Source organism: Kribbella sp. NPDC051587 (assembly GCF_044453945.1).
GTDB lineage: Bacteria > Actinomycetota > Actinomycetes > Propionibacteriales > Kribbellaceae > Kribbella.
The window spans coordinates 414,191-429,556 of the sequence record NZ_JBITDE010000003.1 but is presented as its reverse complement, the minus strand read 5'-3'; the positions used below and the strand labels follow the sequence as shown (position 1 = coordinate 429,556).

Annotated in this window: 14 protein-coding genes and 1 pseudogene; 6 read left to right on the top strand and 9 right to left on the bottom strand. The window is 68.7% G+C overall.

Annotated features, from left to right (window positions below):
* Nucleotides 1-51: 51 nt before the first annotated feature.
* The 5 genes and pseudogenes from ACIA49_RS14225 to gcvT form a co-directional block, all read right to left on the bottom strand.
* On the bottom strand, nt 52-1,812 hold the full coding sequence (locus ACIA49_RS14225; RefSeq protein ID WP_396377568.1) for an ABC transporter substrate-binding protein: 1,761 nt from the start codon (nt 1,810-1,812) through the stop codon (nt 52-54).
* Nucleotides 1,813-1,853: 41 nt separating this feature from the next.
* The gene (locus tag ACIA49_RS14220) at nt 1,854-2,861 is read right to left on the bottom strand and encodes an ABC transporter permease (RefSeq protein ID WP_396377567.1); all 1,008 of its coding nucleotides are present in this window, start codon (nt 2,859-2,861) and stop codon (nt 1,854-1,856) included.
* 351 nt (nt 2,862-3,212) lie between these two features.
* Nucleotides 3,213-3,386: a hypothetical protein gene (locus tag ACIA49_RS14215; RefSeq protein ID WP_396377566.1), complete on the bottom strand. Its 174-nt coding sequence runs from the start codon at nt 3,384-3,386 to the stop codon at nt 3,213-3,215.
* Nucleotides 3,387-3,483: 97 nt separating this feature from the next.
* Nucleotides 3,484-3,654 (bottom strand): annotated as a pseudogene (locus tag ACIA49_RS14210) (BTAD domain-containing putative transcriptional regulator); the annotation flags it as partial.
* A 75-nt stretch (nt 3,655-3,729) separates the two neighbouring features.
* Nucleotides 3,730-4,836 (bottom strand): glycine cleavage system aminomethyltransferase GcvT, encoded by a 1,107-nt coding sequence (gene gcvT, locus ACIA49_RS14205; RefSeq protein ID WP_396377565.1) that lies wholly within the window; start codon nt 4,834-4,836, stop codon nt 3,730-3,732.
* 97 nt (nt 4,837-4,933) lie between these two features.
* Here gcvT and ACIA49_RS14200 point away from each other — a divergent pair, with 97 nt between their 5' ends.
* Nucleotides 4,934-6,427, top strand: coding sequence for a leucyl aminopeptidase (locus ACIA49_RS14200; RefSeq protein ID WP_396377562.1), 1,494 nt, complete (start codon nt 4,934-4,936; stop codon nt 6,425-6,427).
* On the opposite strand, the gene ACIA49_RS14195 is transcribed toward ACIA49_RS14200, so the two are convergent.
* Nucleotides 6,416-6,742, bottom strand: coding sequence for a cupin domain-containing protein (locus ACIA49_RS14195; RefSeq protein ID WP_396377560.1), 327 nt, complete (start codon nt 6,740-6,742; stop codon nt 6,416-6,418). The genes ACIA49_RS14200 and ACIA49_RS14195 overlap by 12 nt on opposite strands.
* 7 nt (nt 6,743-6,749) lie before the next feature.
* Nucleotides 6,750-7,433: a DUF2848 domain-containing protein gene (locus ACIA49_RS14190; protein WP_396377559.1), complete on the bottom strand. Its 684-nt coding sequence runs from the start codon at nt 7,431-7,433 to the stop codon at nt 6,750-6,752.
* Nucleotides 7,434-7,525: 92 nt separating this feature from the next.
* Here ACIA49_RS14190 and ACIA49_RS14185 point away from each other — a divergent pair, with 92 nt between their 5' ends.
* Complete coding sequence (locus tag ACIA49_RS14185) at nt 7,526-8,830, top strand: MFS transporter (protein WP_396377558.1); 1,305 nt, start codon at nt 7,526-7,528, stop codon at nt 8,828-8,830.
* Here ACIA49_RS14185 and ACIA49_RS14180 read toward each other — a convergent pair.
* Complete coding sequence (locus tag ACIA49_RS14180; RefSeq protein ID WP_396377556.1) at nt 8,817-9,455, bottom strand: GntR family transcriptional regulator; 639 nt, start codon at nt 9,453-9,455, stop codon at nt 8,817-8,819. The two genes, ACIA49_RS14185 and ACIA49_RS14180, sit on opposite strands and share 14 nt — an antisense overlap.
* 29 nt (nt 9,456-9,484) lie before the next feature.
* Here ACIA49_RS14180 and ACIA49_RS14175 point away from each other — a divergent pair, with 29 nt between their 5' ends.
* Complete coding sequence (locus ACIA49_RS14175; RefSeq protein WP_396377555.1) at nt 9,485-10,255, top strand: carbon-nitrogen hydrolase family protein; 771 nt, start codon at nt 9,485-9,487, stop codon at nt 10,253-10,255.
* A gap of 12 nt (nt 10,256-10,267) precedes the next feature.
* Here ACIA49_RS14175 and ACIA49_RS14170 read toward each other — a convergent pair whose 3' ends face one another.
* The gene (locus ACIA49_RS14170) at nt 10,268-10,585 is read right to left on the bottom strand and encodes a hypothetical protein (protein WP_396377554.1); all 318 of its coding nucleotides are present in this window, start codon (nt 10,583-10,585) and stop codon (nt 10,268-10,270) included.
* A 154-nt stretch (nt 10,586-10,739) separates the two neighbouring features.
* Between ACIA49_RS14170 and lpdA the strand changes: the two genes are divergently transcribed.
* The 3 genes from lpdA (at nt 10,740) to ACIA49_RS14155 (ending at nt 15,156) form a co-directional block, all read left to right on the top strand.
* Nucleotides 10,740-12,128: a dihydrolipoyl dehydrogenase gene (lpdA, locus tag ACIA49_RS14165; RefSeq protein WP_396377553.1), complete on the top strand. Its 1,389-nt coding sequence runs from the start codon at nt 10,740-10,742 to the stop codon at nt 12,126-12,128.
* A gap of 187 nt (nt 12,129-12,315) precedes the next feature.
* A complete protein-coding gene (gene sucB / locus ACIA49_RS14160) occupies nt 12,316-14,181 on the top strand; it encodes a 2-oxoglutarate dehydrogenase, E2 component, dihydrolipoamide succinyltransferase (protein WP_396377552.1) in 1,866 nt (621 codons plus the stop codon).
* An 84-nt stretch (nt 14,182-14,265) separates the two neighbouring features.
* Complete coding sequence (locus ACIA49_RS14155) at nt 14,266-15,156, top strand: TIGR01777 family oxidoreductase (protein ID WP_396377551.1); 891 nt, start codon at nt 14,266-14,268, stop codon at nt 15,154-15,156.
* The last annotated feature ends 210 nt before the right edge of the window (nt 15,157-15,366 follow it).

Genomic DNA, 15,366 nt, shown 5'->3' with positions numbered 1-15,366 from the left:
AGGCCGACCACCACCCTTCTTTCAGATCAAGCGAGATCCGTCAGCGAACCGTTACGGCTGCTTCAGGTACAGCGACGTGAACTCGGGCATGCCCTGCGTCATGTCGTTGATGGCGTGACCGATGTTCTTACCGACCGGGAAGGCGCTGCCGGAGTAGTACAGCGGCACCAGCGGCAGGTAGTCCTGCAGGATCTTCTTGTCGACCTTCGACCACTCGGTCAGCTGAGCGTTCGGGTCAAGGTCCGCGACCCGGTCGATCTCGGCGTCGAGCGCCTTGTCGGACAGCTGGCCGATGCTGTTGCCCAGCGCGATCGCGTCGGACTTGAACAGAACCGGGAACCAGCTGGTACCGGTCGGCCAGTCGGAGCACCAACCCGCGGGGGTCTTGCCCATGTTGACCGGAGCGTTCTGGTCGCCGGTCAGGGTCCGGATCTGCGCCTTCGGCACACCGGTGGCCTTGACCTTGAAGCCGGCCTTCTCGTACACCTGCGTACGGAGCTGGTTGACCTGCGTGGCGATCTTGTCGTCGTTGGAGAAGTACCAGCTGAGCTCGAAGCCGGACTTGCCCAGCTTCTCCAGCTCGGACTTGACCTCGGCCGCGACGGCGTCGTCCTCAGCACCCTTACCGGTACCGTTCATGCCCGGCAGTTCGTACTTGACGTAGCCCGGGACGGCCGGCGGCAGGATCGTGGAGGCCGGGAACGAGCTGTCCGGAGCCTGGCCGGAGACCTTGCGCCAGGAGTCGAACGGGTAGGCCTTGACGATCAGCTTGCGGACGTCGAGCGGGATCTTCCGGGTGTCCATCGGCCAGGTGATGGTGCAGGGAGAGCCACCCTTCACCAGCTGCGACGGGTCCTTCAGCTCCGGGTAGAGGCTGACGTCCAGGTTGCTGTAGTTCAGCGCGCTGGCGTCCGGTCCGGCCGAGGCCAGCACCTGCCGCTGCACCTTGATGGTGTCCTGGGCGAACTTGAAGTCGAACCCGTCGACGTACTGGTAACGCACGGGGTCGGAGTTCGGGTCCCAGTTGGTGTTCTTGGTCAGCTTGAGCTCGCTGCCCGCGGTGTACGAGTCGACCTGGTACGGGCCGGTCGTCATCGGGTGCTGCTCGTAGTTCTTCTTGGTGTCCTTGCCCTGCGGGATCGGCGTGAACATCGGGAACGCCGCGTAGAAGGGAAGGTCGTTGAACTTCTTGGCCAGGTGGATGACCAGGGTGTTGTCGTCCGGCGTCTCGACACCGGAGTAGTTCTCGCCACCGGCGGCGTACGGGCCCTTGTACTTGTCGCCGTCCTTGAAGAACTGCAGCTGGTACGTCGGTCCGGCGTCGTACAGGTCGTGCGCGAAGGAACGCTTGATCGCGTACGCGTAGTCGGCGGCCTTGACCGGCGTGCCGTCCATGTACTTGATGCCCTGCTTGAGCTTGAACGTCCAGGTCAGGCCGTCGGCCGACGGCGTACCCAGGTCCTCGGCCAGGTCAGGCACCAGCGTCGGCTTGCCCGTCGCCGGGTCCAGCTTGTACTGGGTCAGCGCCCGGTACATCAGCTTGCCGATCTGGTTGCCGTCGACGTAGTAGATGTTGGTCGGGTCGAAGGTGTCCGGCGTGACGTCCGAGAGGACAGTGATGGTGCCACCGGTCTTCGCGCCGTCGATCGGTGCGGCCGGGCCCTTGGCGGTCGGGTCGATCGCCTTGACCTGAGCGCCGCCTGGACCGGCGTTGCTACTACCGCCGGTGCCGCTGTTCGACGACGGGCTGCCGCAGGCCACGGCGGCCAGCATGACCGTCGCCGCCACCGCGGTGATCCGTTTCCACTGCATTGTCGTGTTTCTCCTTTTCTGCCGCTCGGGGCAACGCCGGGCTACCGGCGGGTCTTCGGGTCGAAGGCGTCGCGGACCGCGTCGCCCAGCAGCGCGAGTGCGAGCACCAGAATCGTGATGCCCAGCACCGGCAGCCAGAGATAGATCGGGTCGGCCTTGAACCAGTTCGTAGCGGTGGCGATCGTCTGGCCCCAGGACGGGACCGGCTCGATCAGACCAACACCGAGGAACGACAACCCGGCCTCCGCAGTGACATACGCCGGCAGCGCCAGCGAGGCCGAGATGACGATGGGTGCCACCAGGTTCGGCAGCAGTTCCTTGAACAACACTTGCCGCGTCGGCACCCCGATCGCCTTGGCAGCCAGCACGAACTCGCGTTCGCGCAGAGAGAGCACCTCACCACGGATGATCCGGGCCAGGCCCGCCCATCCGAAGAAGGACAGCACGAAGATCAGCACGAAGAACCTGATCGACGCTTGCTGGGAAGGTGTGAGGTTGAACGAACCGCCGCGCAACTGCTCGACGATCGGCACCATCGCGATCGCGAAGAGCAGGTACGGCAGGCTCAGCACGAAGTCGATGAGCCACGAGATGACCCGGTCGACCCAGCCGCCGAGGAAGCCCGCCAGCAGGCCCATCACGACCCCGACGACGGTCCCGAAGACCGTGGCCACGAACGCGATGATCAGCGACGGACGGGCGCCGTACACCCAGCGGGCGAAGTTGTCGCGGCCGGTCTTCGGCTCGACGCCGAACCAGTGCGCGGCCGTCGGCCCGGTGGTCGGGAAGCCGTAGGCGTCGACGAGGTCCGGGTTGAACTTCGCGATGTCCGAACCTTCGAGCTTCGCCAGCACCGGCGCGAAGATCGCGACCAGGATGAACAGCACCACGAGGGAGGCGCAGACGAGTGCGACCTTGTCCTTGCGCAGCCGGTCCATCGCGATCCGGGTCGGCGACTTACCGTGCGCGACACCTTTGGCCCGCTCGGGCTCCGCAGAGGCCGGGTGGTCCTCGATCCCTACGGTCGAGTCGGGTGACCCAATGCTCATTCGCGCTCCGTCAGCTCTGTCAGCCGGATGGTCTGTGGTGGTCCCTCAGTCCGGCGCGGTCTGTAGATCGTGCCGAACATTCGCTCGCTGGAAGGGCCTGCGTCAAATCCCCTTGACACCGGCAAACCCCCCAGCCGCGCGCTAGCCTGCCTGACACTGTGACACCAAACCAGCGGTGCTCGACAGCAGTGCACAAATCGTTACCGGAACGGGTACTCGACCGGAACATTTGCCTTCAATGGTGACTATCCGCAGTCAATCCTTCGCGAAACGCGTCGGCACAGCACCGACAGTGGCCAATTTGTGCCACAAAATAACAGAATGTAACAATTCAAGCCGCCTCACTGACAGCTACGGATCAACGGACACCGGTCCGAATCCGAGCAGCTCCCAGTGCTGCTCGAGCTCCCGGACGGCAGATCCGGTGTCCTTGATGTTCGCCATCGCGACTCGGAGGATCTCGCGCGCACGTGCGGCCTGCCCGGTCGCCAGTTCGAGCCGGGCCCGGCCCCTCCGGGAACGCATCTGCCAACCGGTGCCCCAGCCGGTACGCCGGGCCGCGCCGGGCCGGCCAGCACGGCCGACAGCTCGTCCAGTACGTCGTCTCGCCCCACCAGGAGGCCTATGTCCGCGGGAGCTCCCTCGGCACCGCTGAGGGAACGGCGATGTCCAGCGACGGGTCCTGCCGCAGGACGGCGACCTGAAGGTCACGCGCCTCGGCCCCTGGCTCCAGACCGAGCTCCTGGTCCAGGCGTCGTACAAGAGAGGAGTAGACGGCCAGAGCGTCGGCCTGCCGACCGGACCGCTAGAGCGCCAGCATGGAGGCGGCAGCCGCTCCTCATGACGAGAGCTTGAGACTGGGGCTGAATCAGCCCTCCCGTACGTTGACGGTGACGAACGGTGGCTTGACGACAGCGAAGGCCTCCTGACGGCCTCGGATGTCGACAGTCACCTCGTCACCCTCCTTCACCGAGGCATCCAGCAACGCCAGGGCGATGCCCTTCTTCAGCGACGGCGAGAACGTGCCGGAGGTGACCTCACCCAGTGCGGTACCGGACGAGTCCGAGACCGACATGTGCGGCCGCGGGATGCCCCGGCCGACGGCCAGCAGGCCGCGAAGGATGCGCGCGGGGCCCGCCTCCTTCTCGGCCCGCAGGGCGGTGTCGCCCCAGAAGTGCTCTTTCTTCCAGCCCACAGCCCAGCCGGACCGTGCCTGCACCGGAGTGATGTCCGGAGTGATGTCCTGGCCGTGCAGCGGGTAGCCCATCTCGGTTCGCAGCGTGTCTCGCGCGCCCAGACCCGCCGGGACGATCCCGTACTGCTCGCCGGCCGTCAGCAACGCGTCGAACACCCCGACCGCAGCAGCATTCGGTACGACGAGCTCGTACCCCCGCTCGCCTGTGTAACCAGTCCGGCACACCACTACCGGCGTACCGGCGAAGTCGGCGACTGCGAAGGACATGTAGTCGTGGCCGGTCGGTAGACCGATGGCTGCGACCACGTCGTCGCTGTTGGTGCCCTGTACGGCGAGGATCGCGTAGTCGTCGTGCGTGTTCTTCACCACAACGCCCTCCGGCGCCTCCGCCGCGAGCAGCCGCACCACCTCGGCGGTGTTGGCGGCGTTCGGGATCAGGAACACGTCGTCGTCGGCGTGCAGGTAGGCGATCAGGTCGTCGACCACTCCCCCACGCTCGTTGCAGCACAGCGTGTACTGCGCCTGGCCCGGCGTGATCTTGCCGAGGTCGTTGCTCAGGCACGCGTTCACGTACGCGGCGGCGCCCGGCCCCGTGACCGTGGCCTTGCCCAGGTGGCTCACGTCGAAGACGCCCACTGACGTCCGGACCGCGGTGTGCTCCGCGACCACGCCGGAGTACTCCAGTGGCATCTCCCAGCCACCGAACTCGGCGAACTTGGCTCCGAGCGCGACATGGCGCTCGTGCAACGGCGACTTCTTCAATCCAGGCGAACCGGTCATGGAGGGCAAGCTACCTGACGCGTAGCATGCGAAGGCAGTATTCACGTACCGTCACGACCGGCCATCCGCGCACCGGTCAAGGAGGACTGAGAATTTCGTGAGCACCATCACCCTGAGCAAGTCCGATGCTGCCGGTGTCAGAACCGACACAGTGGTCATCGGCGTGGTCAAACTCGACGGCGCCGTCACCCTGCCGGCCGGCACCGAGTCGCTCAACGCCGCGTACGGCGGGCAACTGGTGGAGGTGCTGTCCGGACTGGGCGCCACCGGCAAGACCGGTGAGGTGACCAAGGTGCCCGGCCCGAAGCCGGGCAAGTCGGCGATGCTGATCGCCGTCGGACTCGGCGAGGCCCCCGACGGCACGCTGAAGACCGAGGACCTCCGGACCGCCGCCGGGACCGCTGTCCGCGCCGCCAAGCTGACCCAGTCGGTCGCCTTCGCGCTGCCGACGCCGGACGCCGAATGCGTCCGTGCGGTGGCCGAGGGCGCGCTGCTCGGCCGGTACGCCTTCACGACGTACAAGTCGGAGAGCTCGGCCGACCAGGCCGGCGCCGTGACCGTGCTGACCGACCTCGCCCGGACCAAGGAGGCCAAGGCCGCGCTGGAGCGCGCCGAGGTCACCGCCGAGGCGATCCGGCTCGTCCGCGACTGGGTGAACACCCCGCCGTCGGACCTGCACCCGGTCGAGTTCGCCGCGCACGCGGTGAAGCTGGGCAAGGACTACGGCGTCAAGGTCGAGGTCCTCGACGAAAAGGCCCTGGTCAAGGGCGGGTACGGCGGCATCCTCGGCGTTGGCCAGGGTTCCACCAACCCGCCGCGGCTGGTCCGGCTCAGCTACACGCCGAAGAAGCCGGTGACGCACCTGTCGTTCGTCGGCAAGGGCATCACTTTCGACTCCGGCGGCCTCTCGCTGAAGACGGCCAACGGCATGATCAGCATGAAGTCCGACATGGCCGGCGCCGCCGCCGTGATCGGTGCCACGCTGGCGATCGCCAAGCTCGGGCTGCCGGTCCAGGTGACGACATACGCCGCGATGGCCGAGAACATGCCGTCCGGTTCGGCCGCGCGCCCGTCCGACGTCCTGACCATGTACGGCGGTAAGACCGTCGAGGTGCTGAACACGGACGCGGAGGGCCGGCTCGTACTCGGTGACGCCCTGGTGCGCGCTTCCGAGGACCAGCCCGACCTGATCGTCGACGTCGCCACGCTGACGGGCGCCTGTGTCGTTGCCCTGGGCACCAAGGTGGCCGGGGCCTTCGGCAACACCGACACCGCCCGGGACCGGGTCGTCGACGCCGCCGTCGCGGCCGGTGAGCCGATGTGGCCGCTGCCGATCCCGAGCGAGATGCTGGACAAGCTGAAGGCACATTCGAAGGTCGCCGACCTGGCCAACATCACCGGTGAGGCCTGGGGCGGCGCGCTCGCGGCCGCCGCGTTCCTCGGCGACTTCGTTGCCGAGGGCATCGACTGGGTGCACCTGGATGTGGCCGGCCCGGCCTTCAACGACGGCTCCGCCTCCGGCTACACACCGAACGGTGGCACCGGTTACGCCGTCCGGACGCTCGTCGAGCTCGCCGCCTCAGCGAGCTGAGTAGCGGATCTCGAGCATCAGACAGCCGTCGGCCGTGGTGTACGGGCCGTGCGGCATCCCCGGCGGCCGGCAGGCGTAGTCGCCGGGGTGGAAGGTCTGCTCGAGGGTGAGATCGGTCAGCGATCCCTCGAGCAGATACACCTCCTCGACGTACTCGTGCCTGATCACCTCGGCCCCTGACGTCGTACCGGCCGGCCATCGGGCAAGCCGCGTCAGGGTACCGTCGGGCGCGGCGCTCAGCACCCGCTGCTCGATGCCGTCGGCAACCATCCACGGCAGCTGACCGGTCGCGAAGAATTCCCGCTCACGCTTCACGAAAAGCTCAGTCCCAGGCTTCGGCGAGCTGCTCGACGCTGTAGACGATCCGGCTCGTCACACCCCGCGGATCGGTCATCTCGACCCGCCATGCGTCGGCGAACTGGTCGACACCGGCGATCATCGGGATCGTGCCGCTGAGCAGCACCGTGCCCGACACCAGCCGGTCGCCGAGCTCCTTGATCCAGTACGACGGGGGCAGCAGCTGTGCGAGTGTTCCGTCCTGGATGAGCTCTTCGGTGTCACCGTGACGGACCCACGCCTTGAGCGTGAACCGGTCGAGCTCGTCGGCGATCTCGGCCAACGGCCAGGCCACATCGCCGAGCACGTCCGGCGCCGACTGCTTGCTCCAGGCAACACCATGCACCTCGAGCGCGCGGTCGGTGTGGTCGCACGCGACCGTCAGCAACAGGTCCTCCGGCGTGTCGCCGACGACCAGCGCCCACTCCGCCTCGCCGGACGTCTTGGCGTGCGCGACCTGGACGACCTCCGGCCGACCCACCAGGGACGCCGACAATGGATAGAGAGTCGGGATCCGGGACGGCGCGGGGACACCGAGCTCGGCCAGCTCGTCCACGTGGTGCTGGACCTGTTCGGTGTCGCGACCGGCGTACCCGGCATTCAGGGCGTAGCGGACGGTAATCTCCCGCTCACTGCCGGTGGGTAGGGCGAACCGCAGCGTCTGACTCATGATCGGCGTTCCTCCGATTATCTGCTCCGAGAGCTTGCGTGAACACGTCGTATACAACGAGTATGGAGCAATCCCCCAAGGAGGTCCACCCGATGTCCAGCCCCACCACTGACACCCCGGAGCGCCGCGGCCTCTACAAGGCGTTCGCCGCGAGCCTGTCCGGCACCTCGCTGGAGTGGTACGACTTCGCCGTCTACAGCTCCGCAGCCGCACTCGTCTTCGGCGACCTCTTCTTCCCTGGCAGCGAGCCACTGACCGGCACTCTGCAGGCCTTCGGGACCTACGCGGTCGGCTACATCGCCCGGCCGCTCGGTGGCATCATCTTCGGGCGACTCGGTGACGTGATCGGCCGCAAGCGCGTGCTGGTCGCCACGCTGCTCCTGATCGGCGTAGCCACCTTCTGCATCGGTCTACTGCCGACCCACGCCCAAGCGGGTGCACTGGCGCCGACACTGCTTGTAGTGCTGCGTTTCGCGCAGGGTGTCGGTGTGGGCGGTGAGTGGGGCGGTGCGGTTCTGCTGAGCAGTGAGTTCAGTCAGGCCGGGCAGCGCGGGTTCTGGGCATCCGCGGCCCAGGTCGGCCCACCGCTCGGGACCCTGCTGGCAAACGGCGTACTGGCTCTGCTGGCTGGGTTGCTGACCGAGGCCCAGTTCCTCAGCTGGGGTTGGCGAGTCGCCTTCCTGCTGTCCGCCGTACTGGTTGCCTTTGGCCTGCTCATTCGGTCCAAGCTGGAGGAGACTCCGGTGTTCAAGGAGCTGGAGGCCCGTGGGGATCGGCCGACTGCTCCGGTGACCGAGGTACTGCGGACGCAGCGCCGGCCGCTGATCGCCGCGATCCTGGCGCGAGTCGGGCCGGATGTGCTCTACGCGATGTTCGCCGTGTTCGTGCTCACCTATGCGACCAAAGAGCTCGACATGAGTCGCGGCCAGGCGGTGACCGCCGTACTGATCGGCTCTGCCTGTCAGGTCGCGCTGATCCCGTTCTCCGGCTACCTGTCGGACCGGTACGGGCGGCGGCTGATCTACGGCATCGGTGCGGCCGGAGGAGCGGTGTGGAGCGTCGCGTTCTTCGCTATCGCGTCGTCTCTGGGGACTCTGGTGCTCGGTGTGGTCGTCGGGCTGGTGTTCCACTCGCTGATGTACGGACCGCAGGCTGCGTTCGTGTCTGAGCAGTTCACAGCGCGGCTGCGCTACACCGGCAGCTCACTCGCCTACACCTTCGCCGGAGTGATCGGTGGCGCTCTGGCGCCGCTGGCCTTCACGTACTTCCTGGCCAAGGCCGGAACCGGCTATGTGATCGCGCTGTACATCGTGGTGGCCTGTGTGATCACGCTGGTCGGCCTGCGCCTCGGCCGCGCCGTGGTCGACGACGAGGACCTTGCAGTCAGCCGTGCATAAGGATGGAACCGGTGGTGCCCAGGTGGCCGAGGATCGCCTTCTCGGCCGCCTCGGGCGCACCGGTGGCCAGACCGTCGACAATGGCCTGGTGCTCCACCAGGACCTCCTGCCGCCGGGTCTCGCTGCGCTGCAGCGCGACGATGCCGAGCAGCACGTGCTTGGCCCGCAGGTTGTCGTACAGCCGGCCCAACACGGAGTTTCCGGCCGCTGCGACGAGCAGTGCGTGGAACTGGCTGTCCAGCTCGATGAACTCCTTCGCATCACCGCGGTCGACGATCGCGCGCTGTTGCTCCAGTACGGCGGCCATCGCGGCCACCGGCGCATTGCCGGCCGCGAGCGACGTGGTCGCGGCCCAGGTCTCGATCACCCCGCGGGCCTGCATCATCTCGGCGATCTCGCGCCCCGGAACCGGCGCGACGAACGCTCCGCGGTGCGGGACGAGCTGCACCAGGTCCTCGGCGGCGAGCATCAGCAGCGCCTCGCGGACCGGCGTCCGCGAGATGCCGACCTCGGTCGCGACCGCCTGCTCGTTGATGAACGTCCCCGACACCGCCGGATCGCTGAGCACCGTGCCGCGCAGGTACTGGTACGCACGGTCCCGGCCGGAATCCCCACTCAATTGCATACTCAATGTATACAGGCACGGAGGTCCTGATGACAGATCTACGCGTGGCTGCGGCCCAGCTCACCACCGGCCCCGACCCGGTGTCCAACCTGGCGGCCGCGACAGACGCCGTACGGCGGGCGGCCGACGGCGGAGCCGAAATCGTCGCCCTGCCCGAGGCCACGCTGGCCTGCTTCGGCACTGACCTGCTCAGTGTCGCCGAGCCGCTGGACGGCCCGTTCGCGACCGGACTGCGCAAGGTGGCGGCCGACCTCGGGATCGTCGTGGTCGCCGGACTCTTCGAGCCGTCGTCCGACGGGCGGGTCCACAACACGCTGCTCGCGACCGGGCCCGGCGTGGAGGCGTCGTACCGGAAGATCCACTTGTACGACGCGTTCGGGTCCCGCGAGTCGGACACGGTTGCTCCGGGCAACGAGCTGGTGAGCTTCAGCTACCGGGACGTGGCGATCGGACTGGCCACCTGCTACGACCTGCGGTTCGCTGATCAGTTCAGTGCGCTGGGTCGACTCGGTGCCGAGCTGATCGTCGTACCGGCGTCCTGGGGTGCTGGACCGGGCAAGGAAGAGCAGTGGGACCTGCTGACCCGGGCGCGGGCCGCCGACGCGCAGGCGTGGTTGCTGGCGTGCGACCAGGCCTATACGACACCGCAGGGCACGGACCCGCTCGGCATCGGCCGCAGCAGCCTGACCACTCCCCTGGGCCACACCGCGGCCCGCCTCGACCACACACCCGGCGTCCTGCACGCGGTCGTGGATTCCGACGTCGTTGCCGGGGTGCGTGCGCGGGTCCCCATCCTTTAGATCACGCCGTCTCTAGATGAGGCCCTGCTTCTTCATCCGGGCGTTGTACTCGCGCATCCGCGGCGGGTAACCGACCACGGCGGCGTCGTACGACGGAATGCCCAGCTTGTTGGCGAAGTTGTGCGCCCACTGGACCGACGGGACGCGGCGGCGGGTCCACTCGCCGTCGACGGCGACCAGCACCATCGTGTACTCCGTCACGGCCGTGCGTGGCTCGACGAAGCCCTCCACTCCCTGGCGAGTCAGGGCGAACTCCCGCAGGTGCGCCTGGTCGGGCGTGTCCGACCTGCGCATCGTGCCGGCCTTCTGCCGGCGACCGAACCACTTCATGGAGCAAGTCTCCCCTATCACCGCAACTCATCCGCAGAAAACCCCGGTAACGGTTTCTGCCAAAAGCGGCAATTCCGCGACGTGCGAAGATGACGCCGGGTCCGGAACCGTGATCCGGAGCCGGCCCGCCGACCACACGCCCACGGAGGAACCTGTGACGAACCCGGCAGACAGCGGTACGACGTACGACCTGGTGATTCTCGGCGGCGGCAGCGGCGGGTACGCCGCGGCCCTGCGCGCCGCGACCCTGGGCAAATCCGTCGCCCTGGTCGAGAAGGACAAGGTCGGCGGCACCTGCCTGCACCGCGGCTGTATCCCCACCAAGGCCCTGCTGCACGCCGCCGAGGTCGCCGACTCCGCCCGCGAGGGTGAGCAGTTCGGCGTCCGGACGACGCTCGAGGGCATCGACATGGGCGGCGTGAACAAGTACAAGGACGGTGTGGTCGACCGGCTGTTCAAGGGCCTGCAGGGCCAGCTGAAGGCCCGCGGGATCACCGTGATCGAGGGTGAGGGACGGCTCACGTCTCCGACCACGGTCGCGGCGAACGGGACGACGTACACGGGCAAGAACGTCATCATCGCGTCCGGCTCCTACTCGCGTTCGCTGCCCGGGCTGACGATCGACGGCAACCGCGTGATCGCCAGCGAGCACGCGCTGACCATGGACCGGGTGCCGGCGTCCGCCGTCATCCTCGGCGGCGGCGTGATCGGCGTCGAGTTCGCCAGCGCCTGGACCTCGTTCGGTACCAAGGTGACGATCATCGAGGCGCTGCCCCGGCTCGTCCCGTCCGAGGACGCCGACTGCAGCAAGACGCTGGAGCGCGCCTTCCGCAAGCGCAAGATCACCTTCAAGACCGGTACGCCGTTCGAGTCCGTCGACACGCACGACAACGGCGTCCGCGTCACCGTCGCCGGTGGCGAGGTGATCGAGGCCGAGGTCCTGCTCGTCGCCGTCGGCCGCGGCCCGAACACCGAAGGCCTCGGGTACGACGAGGTCGGCATCGCGCTCGACCGTGGCTTCGTCACCGTCGACGCGAACCTGCAGACCAGCGTGCCGGGCGTCTACGCCGTCGGCGACATCGTGCCCGGCCTGCAGCTCGCACACCGCGGGTTCCAGCAGGGCATCTTCGTCGCCGAGCACCTGGCCGGTCTCAAGCCGACACCGATCGACGAGGCCGGCATCCCGCGGGTCACGTACTCCGAGCCCGAGGTCGCCTCCGTCGGTCTCACCGAGGAGCAGGCACGGGAGAAGTACGGCGAGGTCGAGATCCTCAACTACAACCTCGGCGGCAACGGCAAGAGCCAGATCCTCAAGACGTCGGGCTTCGTGAAGCTGGTCCGCGCCAAGGACGGCGCCGTGGTCGGCCTGCACATGGTCGGCTCCCGGGTCGGCGAACTCATCGGCGAGGCCCAGCTGGTCTACAACTGGGAGGCCTACCCGGCCGACGTCGCCCCGCTCGTGCACGCCCACCCCACCCAGAACGAGGCGCTCGGCGAGGCCCACATGGCGCTCGCCGGCAAGCCCCTGCACTTCCACGACTGAGCGTCCGGCTACCGGCGGCGCCTCGCCGGTAGCCGTGCGCCGACAACCCGCAGTTGCCGCTGGTACGCCGGAGTAGGTTCGAGACGTGGATGGCGAGTTCGCGTGACTCGTCAGACCCGTGTCTTGCGCGCGCCAGCGGCACCGTAGGCTGACACTCGACCGATCAGACGAAGGAGCAACGACCGTCATGCCGACCTCTGTATCCCTGCCGGCCCTCGGGGAGAGCGTCACCGAAGGAACCGTCACCCGCTGGCTCAAGCAGGTCGGCGACACGGTTGCCGTCGACGAGCCCCTGCTGGAGGTCTCGACCGACAAGGTCGACACCGAGATCCCGTCGCCCGTCGCGGGCACCCTCCTCGAGATCAAGGCCGCCGAGGACGAGACCGTCGAGGTCGGCGCCGAACTGGCCGTCATCGGTGACGCCGGCGAGTCCACCGGCTCCGCCGACGCTCCCGCTTCCGAGGCCCCCGCCGCCGAAGCCGCCCCCGCCGAGGCTGCTCCGGCCGAGGAGGCCGCGCCCGCCGCTGAGGCTCCTGCTCAGCAGGCCGCCCCCGCCGCTGAGGCACCCGCCGAAACCCCGGCACCGGCCCCGGCTGCTGAGGCTGACTCTTCTTCCAACTCGGCCGACGCGGCCTCGGCCTCCTCGGCCGCATCGGGCACCTCCGTCACCCTCCCCGCCCTCGGCGAGAGCGTGACCGAAGGAACCGTCACCCGCTGGCTCAAGCAGGTCGGCGACGACGTAGCCGTCGACGAGCCGCTGCTCGAGGTCTCCACCGACAAGGTCGACACCGAGATCCCGTCGCCCGTCGCCGGCAAGCTCCTCGAGATCAAGGTCGCCGAGGACGAGACCGTCGAGGTCGGCGCCGAACTCGCGATCGTCGGCTCCGGCGACGCAGCCCCGGCCTCGAAGGCCGAGACCCCGGCCCCGGCAGCCGCTCCGGCTCCGGCACCCGCCGCAGCCCCGGCTCCCACGCCGCAGGCAGCCCCGGCGCCTCAGGCCGCCCCCGCGCCGCAGGCAGCTCCGGCCGCAGCGGCGCCCGCCCCCGCGGCCGCACCGGCCCCGCAGGCAGCTCCGCCGGCGCAGGCGCCCGCCGTACCGGCTGCTTCTTCGAACGGAAGCTCCAGCGAGGGCCCGAACTACGTCACGCCGCTTGTCCGCAAGCTGGCCGCTGAGCACCAAGTCGACCTGAACGCGGTCCAGGGCACCGGCGTCGGTGGCCGGATCCGCAAGCAGGACGTCATCACCGCCGCCGAGGCCCAGAAGGCCGCGGCCGCCGCAGCACCGGCCGCCGCCCCGGCAGCAGCCGCCGCTCCCGCCGCGAAGGCCGCGACGATCAGCCCGCTGCGCGGTACGACCGAGAAGATGAGCCGGATCCGCAAGGCGATCGCGGCGCACATGGTCAACAGCCTCAAGGTCTCGGCCCAGCTGACCACGGTCGTCGAGGTCGACGTCACCGAGATCGCCAAGCTCCGCAACGCGAAGAAGGCCGAGTTCGAGGCCCGCGAGGGCACCAAGCTCAGCTTCCTGCCGTTCTTCGCCCTCGCCGCCATCGACGCGCTCAAGCAGTACCCGAAGCTGAACGCGTCGATCGACGAGGAGAAGGGCGAGATCACCTACCACGCTGCCGAGCACCTGGGCATCGCGGTCGACGTCGAGCGCGGCCTGATGGTCCCGGTCGTCCACAACGCCGGTGACCTGAACATCGCCGGCCTGGCGAAGAAGATCGCCGACCTGGCCGACCGCACCCGCAACAACAAGGTGACGCCGGACGAGATGGCGGGCGGCACGTTCACCATCACCAACACCGGCAGCCGGGGCGCCCTGTTCGACACCCCGATCCTGAACCAGCCGCAGGTCGGCATGCTCGGGACCGGTGCCGTCGTGAAGCGCCCGGTCGTCATCACCCATCCGGAGCTCGGCGAGACCATCGCGATCCGTCAGATGGTCTTCCTGGCCCTCACCTACGACCACCGCCTGGTCGACGGCGCCGACGCGGCCCGCTACCTGACGGCGGTCAAGCAGCGGCTCGAAGAGGCTCAGTTCGACGTCTGATCCACCCGTAGTACCGCGCGACCCGGCGCCGGTTCCGTTCCGACGGACCGGCGCCGGTCTCATCTCTAGCAAGGAGCGAACCGCATGAAATACGTGCTCGCCGGTGCCTCCGGCTTCCTCGGCCAATCCCTTGCCCGCGACCTCGCCGCCGACGGCCAGGACGTCATCCGCCTGGTCCGCCGTACGCCGTCCGCTCCCGGCGAACTGCAATGGGACCCGGCCCGTGGTGAGCTGGACCTCGCGGGCATCAGCGACGCCGACGTCCTGATCAACCTGGCCGGGGCCAACATCGGCCGGCCGTGGACTCCGACGTACCGGAAGACCCTCCGCGAGAGCCGCGTCACCACCACCGCCACCCTGGCGAACGCCGCCGCCCAGTTGGAGAAGCGGCCCACCCTGATCACCCAGAGCGGTGTCGGCGGCTACGGCCTCGACTGCGGCGACGAGATCCTCACCGAGGACTCGCCCCTCGGCGACGGCTTCCTCGCCGACGTCGTCCGCGTCTGGGAAGGCGCCCTGGAACCGGCCCGCGCCGCCGGCTGCCGGGTCGCGTCACTGCGCACCGGTGTCGTCCTTGCCCGCAAGGCTCCGGCGTTCCAGTTGCTGACCCTCCCGTTCCGCTTCGGCGTCGGTGGTCGCTTCGGCTCCGGCAAGCAGTACTTCCCCGTGATCTCGCTGACCGACTGGCTCCGCGCAGCCCGCTTCGTCGCCGACCACGACACCCTGACCGGCCCGGTCAACGTCACCATCCCGACCCCCGCCACCAACGCCGAGGTCGCCGCGGCGATCGGCGCCGCGCTGCACCGGCCGGCGCTCGTCCCTGTCCCCGCGGCTGTCATGCGGCTGGCCCTCGGCGAGTTCGCATGGGAACTCCTGGGCAGCAACCGCACCTTGCCCACCCGCCTCGAGTCCGCCGGCTTCACCTTCACCTACCCCACAGCACCCGAAGCCGTCAGCGCCGCCTTCGCCGACTAACTGGCCTCAGACGCCCTCCGCCTCCGGCCGCAGCGGCACATTGCCTCGCCGCAGGCGACGGCTGGAGGCCGGCTAACAAGAAGCTGCGCGAGCAGTCCCGCGCCGATCGCACCCGCGCTGTCTCGGGCCACGGCCGGCACACACCTGCTGGCACACACCACCCCGGCCACACGCCACCTCGGGCACGCACGAGCCCGGCACCGTCCTGCT

Coding starts and splice junctions, on each gene's coding strand:
- ACIA49_RS14180 (WP_396377556.1), bottom strand. CDS start 9,455: ATGCAATTGAGTGGGGATTCCGGCCGGGACCGTGCGTACCAGTACCTG.
- ACIA49_RS14155 (WP_396377551.1), top strand. CDS start 14,266: ATGAAATACGTGCTCGCCGGTGCCTCCGGCTTCCTCGGCCAATCCCTT.
- sucB (WP_396377552.1), top strand. CDS start 12,316: ATGCCGACCTCTGTATCCCTGCCGGCCCTCGGGGAGAGCGTCACCGAA.
- ACIA49_RS14185 (WP_396377558.1), top strand. CDS start 7,526: ATGTCCAGCCCCACCACTGACACCCCGGAGCGCCGCGGCCTCTACAAG.
- ACIA49_RS14175 (WP_396377555.1), top strand. CDS start 9,485: ATGACAGATCTACGCGTGGCTGCGGCCCAGCTCACCACCGGCCCCGAC.
- ACIA49_RS14190 (WP_396377559.1), bottom strand. CDS start 7,433: ATGAGTCAGACGCTGCGGTTCGCCCTACCCACCGGCAGTGAGCGGGAG.
- gcvT (WP_396377565.1), bottom strand. CDS start 4,836: ATGACCGGTTCGCCTGGATTGAAGAAGTCGCCGTTGCACGAGCGCCAT.
- ACIA49_RS14170 (WP_396377554.1), bottom strand. CDS start 10,585: ATGAAGTGGTTCGGTCGCCGGCAGAAGGCCGGCACGATGCGCAGGTCG.
- ACIA49_RS14225 (WP_396377568.1), bottom strand. CDS start 1,812: ATGCAGTGGAAACGGATCACCGCGGTGGCGGCGACGGTCATGCTGGCC.
- ACIA49_RS14215 (WP_396377566.1), bottom strand. CDS start 3,386: ATGCGTTCCCGGAGGGGCCGGGCCCGGCTCGAACTGGCGACCGGGCAG.
- ACIA49_RS14220 (WP_396377567.1), bottom strand. CDS start 2,861: ATGAGCATTGGGTCACCCGACTCGACCGTAGGGATCGAGGACCACCCG.